The following is a 21,580-nucleotide window of genomic DNA, read 5'->3' as shown; positions in this document are numbered from 1 at the left end:
TGCCTACGTCATCCCTAAATTTATGCTAGTCCCCCTGACCAAGGAGAAACTGAATCAACTCATTCCGGTTGTTGCCACCGGCAGTCAGTATATCTACGTCTGGGGAAAAATACAGGATTTTCTACGACGATTAATTTTTTCCATTGTGGGCATTGTGATCATTTCCTTTCCACTGGGTTTTATTGGCCATGGGGCTCAGTTGGTGACGGGCTTGATGTCTGGGTTTTATTGGCTGTGGGGGCCGGCGGTGATTGCCACCTTGAAGAACCGGCGTTATCGTCGCTATCGCTATGGCGGATTTTGGCAGGGGCAGGTTTTAGATGTCTTTGTGAGTGAGGAACTCATTGGCAAAGAGGAAAATGTGGATCAACGGGGCCAATTAGTGATTATTGAAAATCGGGAGCGGTGTCTCAATTTGGAGGTGGGGGATAAAACCGGCTTCTTTACCCCTGTGCGGGCCCGACTACGACGGCAACATCGGGTGATTCGTCCTGGGGATATTGCCCAGATGATTCTTTTTTCGCGGCAACCGGATCTCAGTGAGATTGAGCAGGTATCGGACGTGTATCTGCCCCAACATCGCCTTTGGGTGGGTGATTATCCCTGTCTCCAGCGGGATGTCTTTAATCAAATTAGTCAGTCTTTCCGCCGAAAACGGACACCCAAGCGACGCTCTGCCCCACCCCCACCCCGTTCTGACGGGCGATCGCGGTATTCTTCCAAGCCATCCAAATATAAGTAAATCAGATAAAAAGAGAGATTCAAATTACGAAAACCATACAGACACCCACCCATTAAGCCGGATAAACCCAAACTTTTCCCCTAGTATCTAAGATGGAGCAACAGCCACCTGCTTTTTCAGGCATCTGCTCCCTGCCATTTCCGTAAACGAGAGGACATTTGCATGGCAACCTATAAAGTCACATTAGTTCGCCCCGATGGGGAATCTACCATTGATGTGCCTGATGATGAGTACATTTTAGATGTTGCAGAAGAACAAGGACTAGATTTACCTTTCTCCTGCCGTGCTGGTGCTTGCTCAACCTGCGCCGGTAAGATTGTTGAGGGAGAAGTTGATCAGTCCGATCAATCCTTCCTAGATGATGATCAAATTGAAAAGGGCTACGTTTTGACCTGTGTTGCCTATCCCCGTTCTGACTGTAAAATCATCACCAATCAAGAAGAAGAGTTGTACTAGACTCTGATGGGATCCGCTGGGGTTCAATCCCTGGCGATCGCCCCATCAATGAACAAAATCTGCCAATTGGGTAAAGATCATCTCTTTGCCCAGTTTATTTTTTGAGATATTAATTTTTGCTATATTTTTACGCTTGATTACTCAATCACAAAGAAATAACGTAGTGACTCTGGATAGTTCCCTTCGATGAGGTCTAGAACATCATAGGGACAGGTTGCAGGAAACTGGGCTTGAGGAATGCGGGTTTCAACGGAGGCTTGCTGGAGAGCCTGCAAATACCACTTAGCTTGATTGAGTTTCAGGTAAGACTTGAGGCTGGGTGAGCTATCCTGAGATTCTTCAATTTGTCTTAAGCCCTCCACTACGCTGGATACCCAACTATTGTGGTAGTCCCTGGCTTGGGGCTGAGCCTCTAATTTCAGCAGATGTTTAACAACTCGTATCCATTGACTACTCAAGGCATGGCGTTCTGAGCGTCCCAAACTTTCAATCTCCTCAATCAGGGCATCAAGATCGATGTCATTGAACTGCCCCGCTCGGAGTTGGGCCACCGTGGCCTGCACCCAGGCCTGATAGTCCACCTCATAAAGTTTCTCTACGGTCTGCATTGATCTGTAGCTCCCAGGAAGCATTTCATCATTGTACTCACTGTCAGAGTACTTAACAGCCGCCAGTCCCTCTGAGAAAGACCGAGCTTCATCAAATTGGGGTGCAACGACGACCTTGCCTGAAGCGTCAATAAAGCCCTATTTCAATTTCTCCAAAGGTAAATTTACTTATTGCCAAGATGATTTATCGTTGTTATGCTCATTCAATGATTACATCAAATAAAATAGAAAAGCATTGAAGTCATGTAAACATTTAATAATTTTTTATGCTCTCCCAAAATCTTACCGATCGCCTCCTAAGACTCTTTCGATTTATGGATCGCAACCGAGATGGTGTGATTGAGTATGAAGCAGATTTAGTGGCGATCGCCCAAAAAATTGCCCAACGCAAGTTTCCCGATACAACTCCTGACTATCAGGGGCTATTTGAGCTTCTTGCGAAAACCTATAGCTGGGAAAATAGCCGCCGTGACATCAATCGTGATGGCAAAGTTACCCCTGATGAGTTTCTGGAAGGACACCAAAAACTAGCCAAACAGATGACAGCATCACCCACCCAAGGTATTGAATTTATCGCTAAAGCAGCGGGAGGCTTTTTTGATGTTTTAGATCTCGATGGGGATGGCTATCTTTCCCTTGAAGATGTCCAAGACTACGCCAATGCCTATGAAAAAGGTGGGGACTGGGTAGCCGCTAATTTTAGGTCTTTAATCGCTGAAGGGCTACCAGAAAATGCCTCAGACGAGATGATCGACCGAGGAATGTCTAAATCCCAGTTTTTAGAACTTGTCCGTCAATTTTGGTTTGAGCCAGACGAAAGCCTGCCTGGAAGTCGATTGTTTGGTCGGGCCGCAGAAACAAATTGGTGAGTAGATTTTATGACGTATCCTAGATTTCTGACTAAAGATACTAATTTTCACTCTCCACTCCATTCTCCAATTCAGTCCCTGGCAATCGGGTCGTTAGCACCTTATCCACCCGAGTTCCATCCATGTCCACCACTTCAAACTGGAAGCCACTCCACTGAAACATATCCCCCGTTTGGGGAACACAGCCCAGGGAATACATGATAAAACCGCCCAAGGTGTGATATTCCCCTACATGATCTAGGGGTAAGGGCCCGAGTTGGAGGAGGGCCTGCAATTCCTCGATCGCCAGTAATCCATCCAATAACCATGAACCATCGGATCGCTCCACCACCATGGGTTCATCCTGGGACTCTGCCGAGGGCAAGTCCCCAACAATCCCCTCCATCAAATCATTGAGGGTGACTAATCCCTCGATCGCCCCATATTCATTGGTGATTAGGGCGATGTGCATCCCGGTCGTTTGGAACTGCTCTAAAACCCGCAGGGCCCGGGTACTCTCACTGATATAGAGGGGAGGTTGAATTAAGGACTCTAACTTAAAATCCGCATTGGCTAAACAGGCCGCCAGTACATGACTCCCCCGCACAATGCCTAAGCAATGCTCTAAACTTTCACGGCCCACCGGAAACCGCGAATTTGGACTAGAGGTGACAATGGCAATATTTTCCTCCGTCGTGGATTCCGTATTCAGCCAGGTAATTTCAGTCCGGGGGGTCATCAATGACTTAATTGAGCGATCGCCGAGACGAAACACCCGCTCCACCATTTCCTGCTCAGATGTCTCAAAAACCCCTAACTGCGTCCCTTGGCGAATCATCACCTTGATTTCTTCCTCCGTAACCGTGGGTTCCTGCGATTCTTGAATACCCAACAGTCGTAACAGCAGTTCCGTAGACACACTTAAAAGATGCACGACTGGAGCCGTTAACTTCGCTAAAAAACGCATCGGGGGGGCGATCGCACAGGCAATACGCTCAGGACTGTGGAGGGCAATCCGTTTTGGAACCAATTCCCCCAAAACTAACGTGACATAGGTAATACCTCCCACCACAAGGATGACACTCAGACTATGACTACGGCTATGGAGAAAGGGAATGGCACCTAACCACGAATTCAGTCGCTCAACAATGGTCGCCCCCGCCACCGCCCCATTCAAAATACCAATGAGGGTAATGCCAATCTGAACCGTAGATAAAAAATTATTGGGGGATTTAGCCAGTTTCAGGGCCGTTCGGGCCGCACCCTTTCCCTGGTTAGCCAAATGCTCTAGGCGCACCTTCCGGGAGGAGACAATGGCCATTTCCGAACTGGCGAAAATACCATTCACTAAAATCAACAGTAAAATAATTGAAATTTCCGTAAAAATAGCCGCCATAGCTCAACCCCTACAACGATTCCCTAAAATTCTGTTGGGCAACCCAGGTCTTAATGGCCTCCACCGTCATGGGCCGAGCAATATGATACCCCTGGGCCAGATCACAGCCCACCTCCTTCAGATACAGGAGGGTTTTTGCATCCTCAACCCCTTCAGCGGTGCAGGTTAGCCCCAAACTGTGGCCCAAATCGACAATGAATTTAACCACGGTACGGGACTCCTAAGATTGCAATGAAATGGCCCTGCCCAAAAACTCAACAATATCTTTTCACTCGTACCTTTATCTTTGACAGGGAAAGGAGTACATGGTTATGTCATGCTATAGTTTGCCAATCAACTTATCATATTCTGCATGGGTTCCAATCCAGAACCAGGAAATACCATTCTCGACTTCAACACCCAAAGCTCGATACCTTAACCCTACCCGAACTGACCAATACTTCCTGCCCAATTTCTTGAAATGCCCCAATGTCTTGAAATGTAAGGACGGATGGGAAGGATCACGCTTGAGCAACCCGTAGCACTCATCTGCTATTCGCTGCACACCTTCAGGTAAGCCATTGTAGCATTGCCAGAACCGCCTTGTTGCATAGTGCATCAAATTTCTCGGCAATGACCCGATTCATACTCAGCGATCGCTTCCTGAGCAAATGCCTCTAGCTTACCGTCTTCAATATCTTGCTCTAGCTCTTTATCCCAACGTTTGTAGTCTAAATCAAGGAACCACAGCCTTAACTGCTCAAACTCATTGGATGGCAATGAAAGAATTGCTGCTTCAATTTGGTCAAGGTTTGACATAGCGAGTTGTACCTCTCTGCCCTTAAGGAAATTATGGTAGATAAATAATTGAGATTTCCGAGACAATCGCCGCCATAACCCAACCCCTACAACGATTCCCTAAAATTCTGTTGGGCAACCCAGGTCTTAATGGCCTCCACCGTCATGGGCCGAGCAATATGATACCCCTGGGCCAGATCACAGCCCACTTCCTTCAGATACAGGAGGGTTTTGGCATCTTCAACCCCTTCAGCGGTGCAGGTCAGCCCCAAACTGTGGCCCAAATCGACAATGAATTTAACCACGGTACGGGACTCCTGGGATTGCATGGCAGTCATGACAAAGGATTTATCCACTTTGATTTCTGAAAAGGGAAGCCGCACTAATTGCAGCATGGATGAAAACCCTGTGCCAAAATCATCAATGGAGAGATGAAATCCCTGAATCCGCAGCCGAGTCAGCAAATCTAAGGAGGCCACCGGATCATCCATGGCACTGGTTTCCGTGAGTTCAAAAATAAACTGGTGCGGGTCAATTCCAAAATCCCCGCAATTTTGAGCGATGTGATCAAAGAGGCTGACGTTACTAATTGTCTTGGCTGAAATATTGATGGCTAACTTAAGGTCAGAACGAATATCAGGGGGCAACTCCACCCCAGAACAAAACCCTTCCCCCAGACCCAGAATGGCCATCAATCCCAGGGCATGGTTAATCACCTGTTCCGTGATGTCATCAATAAAGCCTAAGCGTTCAGCGAGGGGAATAAAATCCATCGGTGAAATAATGCCTCGGCTGGGGTGGTGCCATCGCACTAGGGCTTCAAAGCCAGCCAATGCACCATTTTTACAGGCCACCTTAGGTTGATAAACCACCTGAAATTCCTGCTGTAGTAGGGCCAGTTCAATATCTTCGGCGGTTAGGGGAGCGGGTTGAAACGGGAGTCGTGGTGATGGGCCTGGAGGTTGGGGTGAGGGCTGGGGAGAATCAGAATCATCAATGAGAAGCTCCCTTAGGTTTGCCGGGGAAAAGGGTTTGGCTAAAACACCGACAATATTGAGGCCATGTTCCGCCGCCGATCGCCCCGCCGCATCTAAAATCCGTCCTCCCACCCCACTGGTAATAATAATTTTTGCCTGGCAATTGAGGCCGGCTAAACGACCCATCACCTGAACCCCGTCCATCTCTGGCATGACCAGATCAAGGGCAATGTGGGTGGGTTGCCAGGTATCAAACAACTTGAAAAATTCTCCTGGCTCCAAGGTGAACCGCACATCTACGCCCGCAAATTCAGCGATTCGTTGAATTGTTTGCCCCGTCATCGGGTCATCATCAAGAATCAACAGGCGTTTGGCGGTCATCTTTTTTCCTTCTCAACCGCTTAGTACTTGATGGACTTTCTCAGCTAATTCCTTGCGTCCATAGGGCTTACTGAGTAACTGCACCCCCGGATCCAGGCGGCCATGGTGCATAATGGCGTTTTCGGTATAGCCAGACGTATAGAGAATTTTCAAATCAGGTCGCAGTTGTTGGGCTGCTTCCACCACATCCCGACCACTCATACCGCCGGCCATAATGACATCGGTAAAGAGCAAATCAATCTCGGCTACCTGTTTTTGCAAGAGCCGGAGGGCTTCAGGGCCATTGTTAGCAGTAATCACTTGATAGCCTAAATGCTCCAATTGTTCTTTAGCATAGCGGAGAACGAGGGGATCGTCTTCTACCACAAGAATACGTTCTTGATGACCCAAGATGTGTCCCATGGGGTCACTCTCACTATCTGCTGCATCTACCAACTCTTGGCGGTAGCGGGGCAAGTACATTTTTACGGTAGTTCCTTCCCCCGGTTCTGAATAAATCTTAATATGCCCCTGGGATTGTTTAATAAAGCCATAGACCATACTTAGGCCCAAGCCCGTTCCCTTACCTCTAGCTTTAGTCGTAAAAAAGGGTTCAAAGACGCGATTAAGATTGGCCGGATCAATCCCCGTACCGATATCGGATACGGCAATCATGATGTATTCGCCGGGGGGGACTTCGGCATTGGCATTATTGGCAATATAGTCCTGACCCAAAATGATATTTCCCGTCTCAATGGTTAATTGCCCCCTGTAGGCCATGGCATCACGGGCATTGAGGCAGAGGTTGAGTAGGGCATTTTCCAACTGAGTTGGATCTATGAGGGCAATCCATAGATCTGATTCCGCCAGGCATTCAATGTGAATATGCTCCCCTAGGGTTCGTTGGAGTAAGGCCTTCATTTGGTTGACTAATTCATTCACGTTAACGGGCTTAGGTTCTAGAACCTGACGGCGGGCAAAGGCCAGTAGTCGCTGGGTGAGTTCGGCTCCGCGTAGGGCCGCAGCAGTGATCATTTCCGCTAGGGGATACAGTTGGTGATCCGCCCCTAGGGTATCGGTAATGAGTTCGGCATTTCCCAAAATTACCGTGAGTAGATTATTAAAATCGTGGGCAACGCCGCCGGTGAGTTGGCCAATGGATTCTAGTCGCTGGGATTGGCGCAGTTGTTCTTCTAGGGCGCGGCGATCGCTAATGTCTTGAAAATAAATGGCTAAACCTTCACTGGAGGGGTAGGCATGGATATCAAACCAACAATCCAGGGGTGGGTATAATGCTTGAAAATGAACCGATTCCTGGGTGCTAAAGGCTTTTTCGTATTGCTCCTGGAAGATACTACCGACCGCTTCCGGAAAGACCTCCCAGACATTCTTGCCAATCACATCCTGGCGTTGGCACTGCAACAGGTGTTCCCCTTGACGATTGATAAAGGTAATATTCCACTGGCGATCGAAGGCGAGGAAGGCATCGGTAATACTCTCCAGGATCGTGTTGAGGCGATTGGCCAGTCCCTCGGTTTTCTGCTGGTTCTGCTTCTGGTCATGGATATCGATGGCAGTTCCATACCATTTGACGATCGCCCCTTGCTCATCTCGAATTGGCACCGCCTGAACCAAATGCCAGTGATAGGTCTGGTCATATCGCCGTAGACGAAACTCAAAGGAGTAGTTGCTCTCGGTTTGAACGCAGTGGAGCCACACCTTTATGCAGGGCTCCCGATCGTCGGGATGGAGTAGGCTGAGCCAATATTGACTGGGATGGGGGGCCGGTTCCTGAATCCCGGTATAGTCCCTGAGAACTTGGCTGGCGTAATCAACGGTGCCATCCGGTTCGGCGGTCCAAACAATCAGGGGCATGGCATCACTCAATTGACGAAACCGCTGTTCACTGGCAACCAGAGAGGTTTCCGCCATTTTTCGACGATTAATGTCTTGAAAGGCCCCCTGTACGGCAATGATCCGGCCCGTTTGATCGTGAACCGGCTGACCAATGGCCCGTACCCACAGGGAACAACCTTGGGTTGTGATAATTTGTAGTTCTTCATCAAAGGGAAGACCCTCTTCGGCGCAGGCGCGAAAGCTATCCCGAATGAGTTTTTGGTATTTAGGGGCATAGAAGTTAAAAGCTTGCTCTAGGGTGGGGGAAAAACCTGGCTCAACCCCATGAATATGGGCCACTTCATCGGACCACTCAAGCCGTGGTTCCAGTAAGTGGATTTTCCAGCCCCCCAGTTGACCGGCTCGACTGGCGATTTCCAGGAGTTGCTGTTTCTCCGTGAGGGATTGATGGGTTGCCACTAAAAGGGCCTGGGATCTTTGGATTTGGTGGAGGGTCTTGATCGCCACGAGGGTCAATCCGCCGGTAATGGCGATCGCCACCATGGATAAAAGACGGTTAGCGAGAACGTAAATGAGGGGAAAGTCCGGAGGAGCCGGCAGCGACAGCCAAAATCCCAACCCTGTAAACAGGATTCCGGCGATCGTCATGGCGACAATCCACCAGGGCCGTTCCGATAGGGCCACAATCAAAATGATTAAGGGATAGAGTGTGCCGTGGGCAAAACCAAGGGGGGTAGAGGTATCCGCAATAAAAATACTAACCAAACCCACGAGAGCTAAGGCCTTATAAAACATAGCCGCCCGCCAATAGGGCCGCCGCAGAGACCTATCCTGAACTACTCCCGTCGGTGAGTCTAGGGATGCCATTGCTTGTTATTCTCGGTAAATTCATCCTCAAGCCCAAAACCTTATGGTAATTTTTGGGCGATCGCTTACTCTATATCTAAATAGTAGGGTTTTGCCCCCTCCGGTGGGAACCTTGATGCAGAAATTTGGGAGGGGTTCCCTTAATCCATTTTTCTTATCGTGGTAAATCGCTCCCTGGAACGTTGTTCCGCCTTTCGCTTTTTCCCAGGCTTTTCGTGTAAAGTCGCCTGCCATCTCTGGATCGATAGCCAAAATCTTTTCATACTTGGCGCGGAATTCTGCCAAGTGCTCAAGGTAAACCTTGATCTCATTAATGCAGTGTTTTTGGTAGTCCTTGAGTTCCATCTTAATAATCAGGCAACAGCACAAACAGTACTGGGTTCAGGCAATGGTTCTCCAGACGCTTCGTATGCCATAACCAGAGACTCAAGGGCTTCAATGCCCTGGTTGACTGCTTCCTCATAGGTTTCGCCGTGGGTACGCCACTGCTGCTCCGGAAAATCAGGAAAACCGACCAGAAAACAATTGTCTTCGTCTGACCACTGGATTACCATTTGATACTTAAGGTTGCTCATTATCTTGGTTGTCCTCTACTTGTTGAATGGCTCCTAAAATCTCTTTTTCTTGATAGGGTTTTGCATCTGCACCGTCTTTACCAGAAACCGTTATTTTGCCTAGATAAAGTGGATGTATCCAGTTGGTATGACTCCCTTTTCCAGTCAGTTCTTCAAACCCCGCCTTTCGTAATAACTGCTTTAATTCCCGAATTTTCTTTGGCATTATCCTGCATTCCTTGAAATTTCATGGCTATCACACTCCTATTCTTTGAATTTATAAATCTCAAAGGGAAGCTGGCAGAATTTCTATCCTTGTTGCGGTTGCATTCAACACGAGTGATGCAGCAAGGCTAGATGGCAACGATTCAAGCGTCTCTGCGTCGATCGGTGATTCAAAGAGCCAATGATCGCTGCGAATATTGTGGCATTTCTCAGGTGGGGCAAGTGGCAACGTTTCATTTCGCGTTAACAAGACTTGCGCGTTTGCCTAAGACCTCGGAGGTTTAGCCACAACGGTGCAAACGCAAATATGACGGCAGCGATCGAACATTGGGCTACCATGTAACTCAACTGCTGCTGGATCAACAGGATCAAACTTAGCTGCAATTTGGTCAAGCTGGTTAGCAATCCAGTACCCTTGTCGCTCAAACGCACAAAAATCAGCCAACACAAAATAATGCTGATTTGGGTCGTGGGTGTTACCAGACTCATCTACATACAGGGTATATCACTTTCTCCACCCATAGCCTACTTCGTCTCAGGCTCCGCTCACTTGGCGGCATACGTTATATCTAGGGGACGGGATAGGAGATTTGTAACGCTAGGTTGCAAAATGTAAAGAAATGTTGCATACTGTTGACTATGGAGGCAGAGATAACTACCGCTCGATACAAACGAGTGTTGCCCAGTTACCCATCTCTGAAATGCTTATGACTTTTACGACAGATGTACGCTTCAATGGTTCCCAAATTGGAACAGCCGTTCAAGAGGTGACCACCCTATTCAATTGCCTGAGTGTTGATGACCAATTAGGTCTACTTTGGGTGATCTACACGGAAACCGGTCGCTCGATTACGGCGGCGGCTCCGGGAACAGCCCGGCTGCAATTAGCCGAAGGTCTCCTCAACGAGATCAAGGGCATGAACTTTGATACCCAATTGCAAATGATGCGGGACTTAGTTGCCAATGTAAATACACCCTTCACCCGCGCCTACGGTGTGTTTAGCCCCAATACGAAACTGGCCTTCTGGTATCAATTGGCTGAACTCATGAAACAGGGCTTTGTCGTACCTGTGCCCCCAGGCTACACCCTCTCTCGGGATGCGGATCGGGTCTTTTCGGCGATCCAGTCCCTAGACTTTGGTCAGCAAATCACCGTGCTACGGAATGCGGTGATCGCCATGGGTGTGGATCCCTTTCAGGACTAATTCCCGGAAAACATCCTATACAAAAGTAAAAGGGGGCCGATCTGGCCCTTTTTTTACCCTTCCTCAGATGAACTGCTCAGATGAATTGCTATCCGTTTCAAAGGTGATATCCATGACAACCCAACTGCAAACGGCTCCCCAAACGATGTTTGCCCAAGGACAGATTGAAGGGATTGATCAACCCGTTATTGGTGCCTATTTTGATGCCCTCAATGACGAAAACTATGATGCCTTGGTGGAACTTTTTAGCGAAGCTGGTGTGCTACAGCCCCCCTTTGATGATCCCTTGATTGGGCGGCAGGCCATTGCCCATTACTTAAAAGCCGAAGCGTTGGGAATGCGGGCCTATCCGGCAAAGGGAGCCTTACTGGAGACTACCGAGGCAGGCGATCGCACCTATCAAATCCGTGGCCGCGTCCAACTGCCCCTTTTTAGTGTGAATGTGGCCTGGCAGTTTCGGCTAAATCCTGAAGATGAGATTCTTGCCGTGACCGTCGATTTATTGGCGACCTTAGAGGAGCTGATCCAATATCGTCGCTAGGCTGAAGGTTTTATTTATCTTCTAGGGGAACCACAAAACAGCGGGGATCCGGCAGCGTGGCTTTCTCTGGATGGCGGGGAAACCAAAAGGCCGTGCGTTTACACACAGCCACTAGCATTAGCATCACGGGTACTTCAATAAGAACACCCACAACCGTTGCTAGGGCAGCTCCAGAATTTAAGCCAAATAGGGTGACGGCCGTGGCGATCGCCACCTCAAAGTGATTACTGGCCCCAATCAGGGCCGCCGGGGCCGCATCTTCATAGGCAATATTGAGTTTTTGGGCAGCGACATAGGTGATCAGAAAAATAAAATTGGTTTGGATAAAGAGGGGAACGGCAATCATCACAATATGCAGGGGAGACTGAATAATTAAATCCCCTTTGAAGGCAAATAGCAGAATCAGGGTAATTAGCAGGGCGGCGATCGCCACCGGCGTTAAATATTGCAAAAATGTCCGCTCAAACCAAGCCCGGCCCCGATGCTTAAAAATCCAATGGCGGGTATATATTCCCGTAACCAGGGGCAACCCCACATAAATCAACACCGACAGGGCGATCGTCTGCCAGGGCACCGTCAGATCATTGGCCGCTAACAACCAGCGACCCAAGGGCGCGTAGAGAAACAGCATCGCCAGGGAATTCACCGCCACCATCACCAGAGTATGGCCCTGATTGCCATAGGAGAGGTAGCCCCAGAGCAAAACCATCGCCGTACAGGGGGCAATGCCCAATAGAATCACACCAGCAATGTAACTTTGCCCCAGGCTGATCACCGTTCCCTGAATGATTTCCGTTCCCTGTAAAAATGGTGCAAATAGCCAGCCCAAAAAAATCTGGGCAAAAATCACCATCGTAAATGGCTTGATACACCAGTTCATCACCAGGGTAAGAATCACAGGTTTTGGGGCCCGTACCGCCTGCTTCGCCTGACCAAAGTCAATTTTGACCATGATCGGGTACATCATGAAAAATAGGCAGATGGCAATGGGAATGGACACCTGATAAATACTCATGGAATCCAGGGCCACCGCAACTCCCGGAAAGGTACGCCCCAGGAGAATTCCAGCCCCAATACAGAGGAGTACCCACACCGTTAAATATCGCTCAAAAAAGCTGAGACTCCCGCCAGCGGCAACGGCTGTGGTGGAGTGCGGCGAATCAGTCATAAAAAGATGGTTCCAAAATGGCGATCAGGGGTACAAAGTTAGCCCCCTCAGTCGTAATAGCTTGTCGTAATGGCTTAATAGCTTAGCCGTAATAGGCTGGGGCATTGTCTGGCTTCCACTTGATGTTGCATCCCAGGCTGGGCTTTTGGGGTTCCGGGGGCACCTGATCCGATAGGACTTGATCAATGGCTGCCCGTAAATCTTTGCCCGTGATCGGCTCATCATTGCGGGGGCGACTATCGTCTAGCTGACCCCGATAGGCTAATTTTTGGTTTTGATCAAACAGGAAAAAGTCAGGGGTACAGGCAGCGGTGTAGGATTTTGCCACCTCTTGGGTTTCATCGTAGCAAAGGGGAAAAACAAAACCGAGTTCCGTCGCCATTTCCTTCAGGGATTCGGGGGAATCATCGGGGTAGGCTGCGGCATCATTGGCACTAATGGCAACCATGCCTAGGCCCTTGCCTTGGTAATCCCGGCCAATCTGGGCGAGTTCTTGTTCAACGTGCTTGACGTAGGGGCAGTGGCGGCAAATAAACATCACCAGGAGTGCTTTTTCATGGGCAAAGGTACCCAGGGAAATGGTTTGGCCCGTTACCACATCCGGTAATTGAAAATCAGGAGCAGCGGTGCCAAGAGCCAACATGGTCGATTCTGTCCGCGCCATAAAACATCCTCAAAATAGTGCAACGAAATAAAAGGGTATCGAAATAAATACGAAAAATGCGCTAGCTGGGGCCCAAAAGACAATGCCCTAGTCCATCTTAGCCTGTGCAGGATTTTACTACCAAGCCTAAAATAAACCCCAGGCCGGCAAAGCGAACAAACTGCCAAAAACTCTCCTGCTCCAAAATGGTTTGCCAGCGCTCCCGGGCCGCATCTCCCAGGCTAAAGAGTAGGGTGAGGCCCAAATCCAGTTCTAGTTCTTGGATCTGTTGGCGGAGTCGTTCGACTTCTGTCGCCAGCGATCGCTCCTGGGCCTGGCCAAGGTGATCCTGGGCCTGACGAATGCGCTGGTAGTGCTGCCGCAGTTCGCTGATCCGGGTTTGGGTTTCCTGAAACGCCTGCTCCACCTCATCGGGAGTGTCTGGGCCAGCCGGGGACGAGGGGGAATTGGTCATGGCGGAGGGGGTCTCGATAAAGGGGAATTTGTTAAACTCTATATCTTGGAAGATAAGCATTTCAAGGTTAGATCACCCAGGGATTATGGATCATCCACGGCTACACCCGGACACCATTGAACAGGTTCGTCAAAGTACTGACATTGTAGAAGTCGTGTCAGAGCATGTGGTGCTGCGGAAGCGGGGGCGGGAATATGTGGGTTGTTGTCCTTTCCATGAGGAAAAAACGCCCAGTTTTACCGTGAGTCCAGCCAAGGGGTTTTACTACTGCTTTGGCTGTGGGGCCGGCGGCAATGCCGTCAAGTTTTTAATGGAGGTGCAAAAACGCTCCTTTGCCGATGTGGTGTTGGATCTAGCCCAGCGGCAGCAGATCCCGGTACGCACAATAGATACGGCCCAACGGCAGGAATTCCAGGCCCAGCTTTCGCTCCGGGAAAAACTCTATGAAATTTTGGCAGTTGCCACCAGTTTCTATGAACACGCCCTGCGTCAACCCTTGGGCAAACATTGCTACGACTATGCCCGCTCTACGCGTCAGCTTCAGGAAGCAACGATCCAAACCTTTCAAATCGGATACGCGCCAGCGGGGTGGCAACCCATCTATGACTACTTGGTGGGGCAAAAGGGATATGCCGCTGATTTAGTGGAGCAGGCGGGTTTAATTGTGCCTCGTCGTCAGGGGGATGGTTACTATGATCGGTTCCGCGATCGCCTGATGATTCCCATTTGTGATCCCCAAGGGCGGGTGGTCGGTTTTGGCAGTCGCACCCTCACCAACGAAGAACCGAAGTACTTAAACTCCCCAGAAACGCTGTTATTTAGTAAAGGGAAGCTGCTCTACGGTTTAGATAAGGCCCGCAAAGCCATTGTCAGCCAGGATCGGGCCATTGTCGTGGAAGGCTATTTTGATGTCATTGCCCTCCATCAAGCGGGTATTGATCATGGCGTGGCCAGTTTAGGCACTGCCCTGAGTCAGGATCAGGTGAAGCAACTGCTCCGTTATAGCGAGTCTAAGCAAATTGTTTTTAACTTTGATGCCGATCGGGCGGGGCAACGGGCCGCGGAACGGGCCATTGGCGAAGTGGCGGATCTGGCCTATCGGGGCGAAGTCCAACTGCGGATTTTAACCATTCCCAATGGTAAAGATGCCGATGAGTTTCTCCTAGACCATTCCCCGGCAGAGTATCTAACGTTAGTCGATACGGCTCCCCTGTGGGTCGATTGGCAAATTCAGTTAGTGTTGGCGGGGCAAGACCTCGACCAAAGTGATCAATTCCAGCAGGCCATTCAAGGGATCACCGCTCTTTTGGGAAAATTACCCAATGCCTCCCTGCGAAGTCACTATATCCATCGCTGTGCAGAGCTTTTGGGCCGGGGGGATAGTCGCTTAATTTTACGCCTAGAAGAATCTCTCCGCCAACAGGTACGGGGCCAGCGGTGGCAGGGGCGATCGCAAAAGTGGCAGCGGCCGGCGGACTATAGCCTACGCCAAGCGGCAGAAGTGCAACTGCTCCAAGTCTATCTCCACTGCCCCCAACAACGGCCGCTGATTCGCTCCACATTGCAACAACGGGATATTGAGTTTAGTTTTTCCCACCATCGCTTTCTCTGGCGGCAGATTCTCGCGATCGAAGAGGAGGCCTATGCAGGTTTACCTGCCCCCGATGATCCCTACTGTGCCGAGTGGTTTCCCAACAATACCGAGTTAGATTTAATTCCCCCCTTGCAGGATCTCTGTACCGAGTTTGGCGAGGAAATGGAGCAGGTTTATCCCTTACTTCAATTGGATGAAAAAACCAGTCTAGATATTCAACGCCCCAGTTTAACCATTCAAGCGGCGGCGGCAGCCCTTGAGCGAATTGCCGTAGAGAAACGGTGTCGCTATTTTCTCCAGGCATGGCAAGAAACCATAGAATTACTGCTCCAGGAATCCTTGGCCGGGGAAGCTCTCCGTCAGTATTTAGAGTATTTAATTGCCAATGAATCCGATGGGATGATGGATTTTCCGGGGGTAAATAGCGATCGCCTACATACCCTGGAGCAACTGCGCCAAGACTATTATCAACATCGCCAATATCTCCACCAACTGGATCACCAACGCTGTCCCAATCTTCAGACCCTCTCCCAAGGAGAACCTTAAATCCCATGGCTTTTGCCAATCACCCAATGCCGTCGGAAAAATCGGGACAGGGAGGATTCTTCTAGGCGTAGACAAATGGGCCGGCCGTGGGGACAGGTGCGGGGATGTTGGGTGGATCGCCATTGATCCAATAGCCGTTGCATCTCCTGGATGGTGAGGGGTGTTCCATTGCGAATGGCACTGCGACAGGCGATCGCCACCTTTGCCGCCGTCAGGTTTCCCGCCAGACTTAATTCCAGCAACGCTGCCGCCACATCATCCCGTTGAGCTAAAAGAGCCGGGGCACTGCGAACCACCCAAACCTGAGAACCAAAGGGTTCCACGACTAAATCCAAGGCCTGAAGTTGAGCCAGTTGGGAGGTGGTCAACTGCTCCAGCATGATCGGCGGGTCTAGGGGGACGGTTTGCCAATCCGCCTCAATTTCTTCATAGAGAACCCGCTCATGGGCAATATGCTGCTCCACCAGCCATAATCCCTGGGGATGTTCCGCCAAAATATAGGTTTGATGGACTTGGGCTAGAGCCTTCACTGGAGTTTCCGGGCGGGGACGGCCCGAGGGGGAACGGGCATCGGTGGAATCGGCAATGGTACGGTAGCGATCGCCGGATTCAGCAACTTTTAAGAGTTGGTATGCCTGGGAAGCCTGACTGCCGGAGGTAGAAGTTAACTGGGATTCATGGGAATTCCAAGGACGGAGGGAGCCAGGCTCTTCCTGCAAGAGGGCCCGAATTGCCTGGGTCAAGTTCTCTTTTAATTGCCCGGGGGATTCCACATACACCTCCCGTTTATTGGGGTGACAGTGCCAATCCAACTGTTCCGGTGGCAAGCGGAAATGGGCCACCCCTAGGGGATAGCGATGGCGGGGTAAAGTTTGGGCAAAGGCTTGGATAAACGTGTGCTGAAAATCTTCGGAAGCTTCTCCCAGTAGGCGAATCGGGCGACCATTGATACCCACAAATAGCCAATCAGGGCGATGGCGATGGTAGCGATCGGGCAAACCAACCACCAGGTCTAACCCCCCGTAGCAGCCATGAGCAATATCTTCAGGATAGAGACGGGGTAACAGTTGCAGTAGGCGATCGCCCAGGTGGTGACTAGGGGGCAGATTCAGCCACGGCCGGCCACACCGTTGAATTTGCCAGGTAACTTGGGGATGAAAGAGGGTTAGGGTTTGGATCAGGGTGTGTAATCCCTTGACATCCTTTTGACGACGATGGGGCCAGTCCCGAAAAAGATGATGAACCGTGACATGGGTTCCCACGGCCATGGCCTGGGGGATCAACTCCACCACCTCCCCCTGGGAATTATAGACCCCTCGCCAACCATTCTCAGAGGCCTGTGTACGACTGCAAATCACCAATTGGCCAACTTGGGCCAGACTATGGAGAGCTTCACCGCGAAAACCCAGGGTAGTTACTGCGTATAGATCCTCAGCCCCATGAATTTTGCTGGTGGTGTAGGGCAAGGCCGCCCGCTGCAAATCCTGCTTCGCCATCCCGCAGCCATTATCGGTGATTTCCACAGACCAGGTTTGGGGACAGATATTGAGTTGAATGCGTTGGGCCTGGGCATCTAGGGCATTTTCCACCAGTTCTTGAACCGCTGCTCCCAGGGAGCTAATCACTTCTCCAGCGGCGATCGCTCGTTGTACAGTTTCGGGTAAAGGTTGAATCGCAGGCACGGGCGGGAATCATGGATATGAGGTATAAAGGCACAGTATCGCACCCGCTAGGGTCGGTGTCTGGAGGAGGATGATATTACTTTGGGATTAGGTCATTTTAACTGCCGCAGGTCATCAAGTAACTGTGGAATATAGGTGTGGCGATTTTGCTCGAATTCTGCTTGGGTGTAGCCGTCTGTGTATTCCAGCACCCGTTGGGCAAAATCAATCATATCATTCAGGTAAAAACGCCACTCACGGGACATAGATAGCATCTTTTTCTATAAAGGGGCGAAGTTCAGGGCGCAGAGCTTTGTCGGTCACTAGATCGAGTGGGCAACCTAGTTTGTCTTCTAAGTAGAAGAGTAGACCAAAATAACGGCTGGAGTCGGCCTTACCTTCAAATTCTACTAAGATGTCTATGTCGCTACCGGGTTGAGCTTCGTCGCGGACGGTTGAGCCAAATAAGGCGAGCCGTTGAACACCAAAGCAATCTCGGATTTCGGTGAACTGCTCGGTGAGGAATTCTACTATTTGTTGTTTTGTCATGATTTCTAGGAGTTTGGGCTTGGATGATTTGCCCGGTTCTGGAAGTAAGACCGTCAGGTAGCACGGAAAAAATCAAAAATCTGATGGGCTAAATGCAACTTAGAACAACGGCTCACCTCCTGACAGCGGCCCGACTGATCCATCAACACCGCTTCATTATCCCTCGCACCAAAGCCAATTCCCGGTTGATCAATGGGGTTGGCCACAATCATATCAAGATTTTTTTGGATGAGTTTTTCCTTGGCCGCTGTGATAATATTCCCCGTTTGCGCCGCAAAACCAATAATTTTTTGATCCCATTGCCGGCATTGACTCACCCTCTGCAAAATATCCGGTACGGCTTTCAACGGCAAAGATTGGGGTAACATTTGTTTCGGCACTTTTGTGGATGAATAGTTTTCCGGCTGCACATCCCCCACCGCCGCCGCCATCACTAGTACGTCACTCTCTGGCCAATGGTCTAGAACCGCATCATACATCTCTTGCCCCGATGTCACAGCGATCGCCTCAATTCCACTGGGCAAAGGAATCTGCAACGGCCCATGGATGAGTCGCACTTCGGCCCCTCGATGGTGGGCAGCTTGAGCTAAGGCAATCCCCATTTTGCCACTGGCTGGATTACCGATAAACCGTGCTGGATCCAAATATTCCCGTGTTCCCCCCGCCGTAATCAGGATTCGGTGGCATGATAAATCCCGCTGTCCCTTGGTGTAAAGGAGAGAGTCAATATAAGCTAGAATGTCCTCCGGCTCTGCCATCCGGCCCACCCCCACCGTATCGCAGGCGAGGCGGCCTGATTCTGGATTTAAGGCAGAGTACCGCGAATTTTTCTGGAGCTTCTGCCAGTTTTCCTGGATAATTGCCTGCTGCCACATGACCGTATTCATGGCCGGAGCCACTAAAATTGGACAGGTGGAGGCTAGAACCGTACTGGTGAGCAGGTCGTCCGCTAGGCCCTGGACGAGTTTGCCAAGGGTATGGGCCGTGAGGGGGGCAATCACGATGATTTGGGCCTCTTCCCCTAACTGAATATGGAGGGGCCGGGCTGCTTGGGGTTGCCAGAAGTCCTCATCGGTGAGAACGGGCCGACGACAGAGGGTGGAAATCGTTAAAGGGGTGATAAAGGCCTGGGCGGTCTTGGTTAAAATACTCTGAACCTGATGCCCCTCCTTGGCCAGACTAGAGATGACCTGACACACCTTATAGGCGGCAATACCCCCGCCAATTCCCATGAGAATAGTGGATTGGGGCAACGATGAAGCAATGGGTATGTCCCTAGGCTTCGTCAAAGGCTTCCAAGTCAAGGAGATGGAGGTAGGGTGCGGCTAATTCTGGACGTTGAAACGCCAGCGATCGCAATAAATGCCAATCATCGAGGGCGGCAAAGGGGGTATCATAATCGTCTTCATCGAGCCGTTCAGCCAAGGCCGCCACATCGGTTGCCGTCAGATGATCGACATCCCTATGAATGGTTGCATGTAGGGTTGGCATATCCCCTCCCGAATACGTTCAAAAATTGAGGCCAAAGGTAGGGACTAGGGCTGAAAACCCTAATCAGTTACTTTCTCTCTTTAGTTTACTGGGTGGCAGGTTTATTTTTTGCTCTGGCACAATAGATGTAACAAAACCCTGAATCTTCTCAATAAAACTCAATACTCAGCCACACATATAAATTGCCTGCTGAGATGTTGTCTCCATCCTTAGCTGCGGAAGGGCGGAGTACCTTCGTTTTCTGGGGGTGGGGCATCGGCAATCAGTGTTTCTGTGGGGTTCGGGTTTTGGTCGTCCAGGGTTGTGGTTATCCTTGGCTGGGCAATGAACCAAAATGCCATGGTACCTAGGGCAACAAGTCCGGCCAAAATAGGGAGGGCAAGGTGTGTCATGTAAGTCATCCTTAACTGTTGTAGAGTTCTGTTCATGGTCATCGTTTATACCATTCCATGATTACTCAATAGTGTCACTCTTCCATGACGTGGCAATTCCCCCATTAGTTCCATCTGCCCTATACCTTTGTTGTGATAGGATTTTCAGTATACGCATAACCTTTATCAGTGTGAACCACTCAGTACGGGAGTACCTCTAGACTCCGGTCGATTTTTAGCCATTGGTCTAAGGGTGGTTTTGCAGTTGGTTTCAGTCATGGGGCATTAATTTATGTCTAAGGAAAACTTTATTGGCTTTTTGCGGCTGGCTTCCGAAAAAGAGCCGTTGCAAGACCAGCTAAAAAACGTGAGTTCCCCTGGGGATCTTGTGAATTTAGGGAAAGAACATGGCCACGAGTTTGACGAAGATCATGTAACTACAGCGATCGCCGAAATCAAGGCCAAGCCCAGTGGATTTGCTTTCCTTGCCCAAGGAATTTTAGAATTGTTTAGTCCCAGTTCCGATCATTTTCCGTCCGTGGGGGCCCAACCCTTTAGTGGAGATATTTCTAAATCCTAAGGTTATGTTTACCATTGATATTGTCTTAAAAAATGTGCCTCTACCCTTGGGGGTTGATCGAAAAGAGGCGGAGGCGGCCCAAGCCTTGTACCAACAACTTATGGATGCCATGAAAGCGGGTTCTCCCCAGGTCATGGAATTAACCTGCGATCGCCAAACCGATAAAAAGGTTGCAATCTCGACGAAAGAAATCATTGCGGTGCAACTCACCGATAAGGATGCGGGTGATACGGTGACAAGTCGGGGCGGATTTTTTGCCCAATTGGTTCAACAGACCAGTAGCTAGAACGAATTTAGTAGGAAAACCTTGAATGCCGGCCGCCATTGCGTTGAATCATCTCACCTTTGGCTGGTCTCCCCAGCAGTCTCTATTGCGGGATCTATCGCTCTCCATTCCCCAGGGGCAGCTATGGATGCTCTTAGGGGCCAATGGCAGTGGCAAATCAACCCTAGTGCGGCTCCTCTCCGGGTTGCTGGAACCAGAATCAGGCACGATTGAGGTGGCCCAGCCCATTGGCTTTGTCTTCCAAAACCCCGATCATCAGTTGGTGATGCCCAGTGTGGGGTCGGATATTGCCTTTGGTTTAGCTACGGAGAAGTTATCCTATCCTGAGTTACGCCAACGGGTGGGCATGGCCCTAACTGCCGTGAATCTGCAAGGTCTGGAACGACGACCGATCTATGCCTTGAGTGGCGGCCAAAAACAACGGGTGGCCATTGCTGGGGCGATCGCCCGCCAGTGCAAAGTTTTACTTTTAGATGAACCTACGGCCCTGTTGGATCCCGATAGCCAGCAGGAGCTTTTGACCTATGTGCGCCAACTGGTGAATCAGGAACGGATGACGGCCCTTTGGGTCACTCACCGCCTTGAAGAACTGGATCAGGCCGATGGTGCGATTCTTATGCATCAGGGACAAATTGTTGCCCAAGGTACCCCGGCGGAGGTACGTCAATATTTGTAGATTTGTTTTTGTAGATTTGTAGCAGACTGTAGCAAATTTGTCGGCAGTTCGCCGATGGAAGAGAATATATCCGGCCTATATATTAAGATAAGTAAACAAACCTGATAAACTTCCCCTCATTTTAGAA

29 protein-coding genes and 1 pseudogene are annotated in these 21,580 nt (G+C 50.0%); 9 read left to right on the top strand and 21 right to left on the bottom strand.

What is annotated here, in order from left to right; translation table 11 throughout:
• Nucleotides 1–22 precede the first annotated feature (22 nt).
• Nucleotides 23–742 carry a phosphate ABC transporter permease gene (locus L3556_RS12770; protein ID WP_277867721.1) on the top strand — a complete coding sequence of 240 codons (720 nt, stop codon included), beginning with the start codon at nucleotides 23–25 and terminating at the stop codon, nucleotides 740–742.
• Nucleotides 743–904: 162 nt separating this feature from the next.
• On the top strand, nucleotides 905–1,198 hold the full coding sequence (locus tag L3556_RS12765; RefSeq protein WP_277867720.1) for a ferredoxin: 294 nt from the start codon (nucleotides 905–907) through the stop codon (nucleotides 1,196–1,198).
• Between the two features lie 137 nt (nucleotides 1,199–1,335).
• Here L3556_RS12765 and L3556_RS12760 read toward each other — a convergent pair whose 3' ends face one another.
• Nucleotides 1,336–1,806, bottom strand: coding sequence for a DUF29 domain-containing protein (locus tag L3556_RS12760; protein ID WP_277867719.1), 471 nt, complete (start codon nucleotides 1,804–1,806; stop codon nucleotides 1,336–1,338).
• A gap of 63 nt (nucleotides 1,807–1,869) precedes the next feature.
• Nucleotides 1,870–1,938 (bottom strand): annotated as a pseudogene (locus L3556_RS16360) (WG repeat-containing protein); the annotation flags it as partial.
• A gap of 134 nt (nucleotides 1,939–2,072) precedes the next feature.
• Here L3556_RS16360 and L3556_RS12755 point away from each other — a divergent pair.
• A complete protein-coding gene (locus L3556_RS12755; protein WP_277867718.1) occupies nucleotides 2,073–2,675 on the top strand; it encodes an EF-hand domain-containing protein in 603 nt (200 codons plus the stop codon).
• Between the two features lie 40 nt (nucleotides 2,676–2,715).
• On the opposite strand, the gene L3556_RS12750 is transcribed toward L3556_RS12755, so the two are convergent.
• From L3556_RS12750 to L3556_RS16350, 10 genes are all read right to left on the bottom strand, one after another.
• A complete protein-coding gene (locus L3556_RS12750) occupies nucleotides 2,716–4,050 on the bottom strand; it encodes a hemolysin family protein (RefSeq protein ID WP_277867717.1) in 1,335 nt (444 codons plus the stop codon).
• Between the two features lie 10 nt (nucleotides 4,051–4,060).
• Complete coding sequence (locus L3556_RS12745) at nucleotides 4,061–4,258, bottom strand: EAL domain-containing protein (protein WP_277867716.1); 198 nt, start codon at nucleotides 4,256–4,258, stop codon at nucleotides 4,061–4,063.
• 111 nt (nucleotides 4,259–4,369) lie between these two features.
• A complete protein-coding gene (locus tag L3556_RS16355) occupies nucleotides 4,370–4,648 on the bottom strand; it encodes a ParE family toxin-like protein (protein WP_422110786.1) in 279 nt (92 codons plus the stop codon).
• The gene (locus tag L3556_RS12740; RefSeq protein ID WP_277867715.1) at nucleotides 4,648–4,848 is read right to left on the bottom strand and encodes a hypothetical protein; all 201 of its coding nucleotides are present in this window, start codon (nucleotides 4,846–4,848) and stop codon (nucleotides 4,648–4,650) included. Before L3556_RS12740 ends, L3556_RS16355 begins: the two co-directional genes overlap by 1 nt.
• Before the next feature lie 86 nt (nucleotides 4,849–4,934).
• Entirely contained in the window at nucleotides 4,935–6,185 is a 1,251-nt protein-coding gene (locus L3556_RS12735) for an EAL domain-containing response regulator (RefSeq protein ID WP_277867714.1), read from the bottom strand.
• 12 nt (nucleotides 6,186–6,197) lie between these two features.
• Complete coding sequence (locus L3556_RS12730) at nucleotides 6,198–8,888, bottom strand: PAS domain-containing protein (protein ID WP_277867713.1); 2,691 nt, start codon at nucleotides 8,886–8,888, stop codon at nucleotides 6,198–6,200.
• 27 nt (nucleotides 8,889–8,915) lie between these two features.
• Nucleotides 8,916–9,233: a hypothetical protein gene (locus tag L3556_RS12725; RefSeq protein ID WP_277867712.1), complete on the bottom strand. Its 318-nt coding sequence runs from the start codon at nucleotides 9,231–9,233 to the stop codon at nucleotides 8,916–8,918.
• 8 nt (nucleotides 9,234–9,241) lie between these two features.
• The gene (locus tag L3556_RS12720; protein ID WP_277867711.1) at nucleotides 9,242–9,463 is read right to left on the bottom strand and encodes a type II toxin-antitoxin system HicB family antitoxin; all 222 of its coding nucleotides are present in this window, start codon (nucleotides 9,461–9,463) and stop codon (nucleotides 9,242–9,244) included.
• Nucleotides 9,450–9,668 carry a type II toxin-antitoxin system HicA family toxin gene (locus L3556_RS12715; RefSeq protein ID WP_277867710.1) on the bottom strand — a complete coding sequence of 73 codons (219 nt, stop codon included), beginning with the start codon at nucleotides 9,666–9,668 and terminating at the stop codon, nucleotides 9,450–9,452. The genes L3556_RS12720 and L3556_RS12715 overlap by 14 nt, the downstream gene beginning before the upstream one ends.
• Before the next feature lie 264 nt (nucleotides 9,669–9,932).
• On the bottom strand, nucleotides 9,933–10,166 hold the full coding sequence (locus tag L3556_RS16350; RefSeq protein WP_479682449.1) for a DUF3800 domain-containing protein: 234 nt from the start codon (nucleotides 10,164–10,166) through the stop codon (nucleotides 9,933–9,935).
• 208 nt (nucleotides 10,167–10,374) lie between these two features.
• On the opposite strand from L3556_RS16350, the gene L3556_RS12710 reads away from it, so the two are divergent.
• Nucleotides 10,375–10,872: an orange carotenoid protein N-terminal domain-containing protein gene (locus tag L3556_RS12710; RefSeq protein WP_277867709.1), complete on the top strand. Its 498-nt coding sequence runs from the start codon at nucleotides 10,375–10,377 to the stop codon at nucleotides 10,870–10,872.
• 112 nt (nucleotides 10,873–10,984) lie between these two features.
• Nucleotides 10,985–11,413, top strand: a complete 429-nt coding sequence (locus L3556_RS12705; protein WP_277867708.1) for a nuclear transport factor 2 family protein — start codon at nucleotides 10,985–10,987, stop codon at nucleotides 11,411–11,413.
• 10 nt (nucleotides 11,414–11,423) lie between these two features.
• Here L3556_RS12705 and arsB read toward each other — a convergent pair whose 3' ends face one another.
• From arsB to L3556_RS12690, 3 genes are all read right to left on the bottom strand, one after another.
• A complete protein-coding gene (gene arsB, locus L3556_RS12700; protein WP_277867707.1) occupies nucleotides 11,424–12,581 on the bottom strand; it encodes an ACR3 family arsenite efflux transporter in 1,158 nt (385 codons plus the stop codon).
• Nucleotides 12,582–12,663: 82 nt separating this feature from the next.
• Entirely contained in the window at nucleotides 12,664–13,245 is a 582-nt protein-coding gene (locus L3556_RS12695; protein ID WP_277867706.1) for a thioredoxin family protein, read from the bottom strand.
• 97 nt (nucleotides 13,246–13,342) lie between these two features.
• Entirely contained in the window at nucleotides 13,343–13,759 is a 417-nt protein-coding gene (locus L3556_RS12690; RefSeq protein WP_277867705.1) for a sll0565 family protein, read from the bottom strand.
• A gap of 25 nt (nucleotides 13,760–13,784) precedes the next feature.
• On the opposite strand from L3556_RS12690, the gene dnaG reads away from it, so the two are divergent.
• Nucleotides 13,785–15,839: a DNA primase gene (dnaG, locus tag L3556_RS12685; protein WP_277867704.1), complete on the top strand. Its 2,055-nt coding sequence runs from the start codon at nucleotides 13,785–13,787 to the stop codon at nucleotides 15,837–15,839.
• On the opposite strand, the gene mutL is transcribed toward dnaG, so the two are convergent.
• The 6 genes from mutL to L3556_RS12655 all read right to left on the bottom strand — a co-directional run bounded on the left by mutL (nucleotide 15,836) and on the right by L3556_RS12655 (nucleotide 19,932).
• Nucleotides 15,836–17,521 (bottom strand): DNA mismatch repair endonuclease MutL, encoded by a 1,686-nt coding sequence (gene mutL / locus L3556_RS12680; protein WP_277867703.1) that lies wholly within the window; start codon nucleotides 17,519–17,521, stop codon nucleotides 15,836–15,838. The genes dnaG and mutL overlap by 4 nt on opposite strands.
• Before the next feature lie 92 nt (nucleotides 17,522–17,613).
• Complete coding sequence (locus tag L3556_RS12675) at nucleotides 17,614–17,766, bottom strand: ribonuclease HepT family protein (RefSeq protein ID WP_277867702.1); 153 nt, start codon at nucleotides 17,764–17,766, stop codon at nucleotides 17,614–17,616.
• Nucleotides 17,756–18,049 carry a nucleotidyltransferase family protein gene (locus tag L3556_RS12670; RefSeq protein WP_277867701.1) on the bottom strand — a complete coding sequence of 98 codons (294 nt, stop codon included), beginning with the start codon at nucleotides 18,047–18,049 and terminating at the stop codon, nucleotides 17,756–17,758. The genes L3556_RS12675 and L3556_RS12670 overlap by 11 nt, the downstream gene beginning before the upstream one ends.
• A 53-nt stretch (nucleotides 18,050–18,102) precedes the next feature.
• Nucleotides 18,103–19,281: a bifunctional phosphopantothenoylcysteine decarboxylase/phosphopantothenate--cysteine ligase CoaBC gene (gene coaBC, locus L3556_RS12665; RefSeq protein ID WP_277867849.1), complete on the bottom strand. Its 1,179-nt coding sequence runs from the start codon at nucleotides 19,279–19,281 to the stop codon at nucleotides 18,103–18,105.
• A 43-nt stretch (nucleotides 19,282–19,324) separates the two neighbouring features.
• The gene (gene isiD, locus L3556_RS12660; RefSeq protein ID WP_277867700.1) at nucleotides 19,325–19,540 is read right to left on the bottom strand and encodes a protein IsiD; all 216 of its coding nucleotides are present in this window, start codon (nucleotides 19,538–19,540) and stop codon (nucleotides 19,325–19,327) included.
• Between the two features lie 209 nt (nucleotides 19,541–19,749).
• Nucleotides 19,750–19,932 (bottom strand): hypothetical protein, encoded by a 183-nt coding sequence (locus tag L3556_RS12655; RefSeq protein WP_277867699.1) that lies wholly within the window; start codon nucleotides 19,930–19,932, stop codon nucleotides 19,750–19,752.
• 271 nt (nucleotides 19,933–20,203) lie between these two features.
• Here L3556_RS12655 and L3556_RS12650 point away from each other — a divergent pair, with 271 nt between their 5' ends.
• Genes L3556_RS12650 through L3556_RS12640 form a run of 3 tightly spaced genes read left to right on the top strand, consistent with a single transcriptional unit; the run spans nucleotide 20,204 to nucleotide 21,453 of the window.
• Nucleotides 20,204–20,491: a Nif11-like leader peptide family natural product precursor gene (locus tag L3556_RS12650; RefSeq protein WP_277867698.1), complete on the top strand. Its 288-nt coding sequence runs from the start codon at nucleotides 20,204–20,206 to the stop codon at nucleotides 20,489–20,491.
• A 4-nt stretch (nucleotides 20,492–20,495) separates the two neighbouring features.
• Nucleotides 20,496–20,777, top strand: coding sequence for a UPF0367 protein family (locus L3556_RS12645; RefSeq protein ID WP_277867697.1), 282 nt, complete (start codon nucleotides 20,496–20,498; stop codon nucleotides 20,775–20,777).
• Nucleotides 20,778–20,802: 25 nt separating this feature from the next.
• A complete protein-coding gene (locus L3556_RS12640; protein ID WP_277867696.1) occupies nucleotides 20,803–21,453 on the top strand; it encodes an energy-coupling factor ABC transporter ATP-binding protein in 651 nt (216 codons plus the stop codon).
• The last annotated feature ends 127 nt before the right edge of the window (nucleotides 21,454–21,580 follow it).

Source organism: Candidatus Synechococcus calcipolaris G9, assembly GCF_029582805.1.
Taxonomy (GTDB): Bacteria; Cyanobacteriota; Cyanobacteriia; order Thermosynechococcales; family Thermosynechococcaceae; genus Synechococcus_F; species Synechococcus_F calcipolaris.
The sequence above is the reverse complement of the archived record's forward strand: the minus strand, read 5'-3'. Positions and strand labels throughout refer to the sequence as shown.